The 1,738-nt window shown below is 68.0% G+C and carries 1 protein-coding gene; it reads left to right on the top strand.

The window, feature by feature from the left end; all coding sequences use genetic code 11:
* Positions 1-256: 256 nt before the first annotated feature.
* Positions 257-1,108, top strand: coding sequence for a S1 family peptidase (locus tag VXC91_RS45135; RefSeq protein ID WP_329513134.1), 852 nt, complete (start codon positions 257-259; stop codon positions 1,106-1,108).
* The last annotated feature ends 630 nt before the right edge of the window (positions 1,109-1,738 follow it).

The following is a 1,738-nucleotide window of genomic DNA, read 5'->3' as shown; positions in this document are numbered from 1 at the left end:
CAGACATGGGCGCCAGCCACCGACGCCAGCTCCGCGACTGCGCCATCGCACTCCCGTTCGCGGGGGTTCAACAGTTCATCCCACGCGCGCCCGCGTTCTCATGGCCGCTCAGTTTTCCTTTCTGCCCGACTCTTGCGTGTGCGGCGGGCCGGCCTCATCCTCACTGCGAGCATGTCAGGAACACGCCACCCCCGCCTGACGGTGTCTCACGGGCCCCCACCCCGTTGGGCCTTTCCACTTCCCAAGAGGAGGATCAGTGAGAACCAAACGCACCCGACTGCTCGCCGTCGCCGCAACCCTCGTCGCCGCAACCCTCGCGGGCGCGCCGAGTGCGGGCGCGGCCGGCACCCCTGCCCACAGCGGGGAGCACCTCACCCAGGTGAGGGACGCCGTGGCGCACGCCGCGGTCGACGGCACCGCCTGGTACACGGACCAGGTCTCCGGACGGGTCGTCGTGACCGCGGACAGCACGGTCTCCGCGGCGGAGATCGCCCGCATCGAGAAGGCCGCGGGCGCCGACGCGGACGCCTTGACGGTCGAACGAGCCGCAGGCGTCTTCCACCCGCTGCTCTCCGCCGGAAACGCCATCTACGGCGGCAAGTACCGCTGTTCGCTCGGTTTCAACGTGGTCAGCGGCAGCACGTACTACTTCCTCACCGCGGGCCACTGCGGAAAGGTGGCCAAAACCTGGTACACCGACCAGGCGCACAAAACACTGATCGGCCCCACGATCGACTACAGCTTCCCCGGCAACGACTACGCGCTTGTGCGCTACGACAACACCTCGCTCAGCCACCCCGGCGGCTACACCGCAGCCAACGCCTTCGTGGGCGAATCCGTCAAGCGCACCGGCTCGACCACGGGCACGCACAGCGGCACCGTCACCGCGCTGAACGTCACGGTCCGCTACCAGGGTGGCGGCACCGTGAGCGGCCTGATCCAGACCACGGTGTGCGCCGAACCCGGCGACTCGGGCGGCCCGCTGTACGACGGGACGAAGGCGCTGGGCATCACCTCGGGCGGCAGCGGTGACTGCACGTCCGGCGGCACGACGTTCTACCAGCCCGTGCCCGAGGCGCTCAGCGTCTACGGCGTCAGCCTCTACTAGACTTACCGGGCCGAAAAGATCAACGCCTCCCACATACAGGTCCGCTGAAGGATGCACGGCCGAAAGCCGCTCGTGCGCGCGTCGGTCGTGCAGCTGAATGCTCCCTTGCCTTATCGGGCAGGCGGGCCGGTTCTCCCGGCCCGCCCCCACACCATCGGACATGCGATCCGGCACCCGCGGAACACCCAGCATCCGCTCCCCGCCGTTCGGCTCAGGGATGGTCACCCAGCGGACAGGAGCGGGCCTGTATGTTCCCGCATCAAGCTCAGCCCATACGTCAATGCCTTGGTGGAGGTAGCGGTAGCCCTGGCCTGGCAGACGCCGGCGTTTGGGGCCAGGCGGTGTACGCAGCCGCTCTCGCGGAACCAGCGAAGGACGAGCACGGCCTGGTACTCCACGACGTCGCGCGGGATGTCGAGGGTGGCAGCATAGATGACCAGGGTGGGGCCTCTCGCTCGGCAAACGATCTTGTGCGAGGGGCCTGTCCTACCAGGGGCACGTCTGTCCGAGCACGGGTCCCGCTACCCCATCCGCGCTGGATCGAGTGGCTCAGAAGCCGTTGTCTTACCGGATGTGGTCACTGAGTTTCCGCTGTTCAGGCATGGTTCTGGTGTCGTCGTGGGAGCGTTC

It is taken from the genome of Streptomyces chiangmaiensis, assembly GCF_036281785.1.
In the GTDB taxonomy this organism is placed as follows: Bacteria; Actinomycetota; Actinomycetes; order Streptomycetales; family Streptomycetaceae; genus Streptomyces; species Streptomyces chiangmaiensis.
Note: the sequence above shows the minus strand (reverse complement) of the source record. Positions and strands in the feature narration are given on the sequence as shown.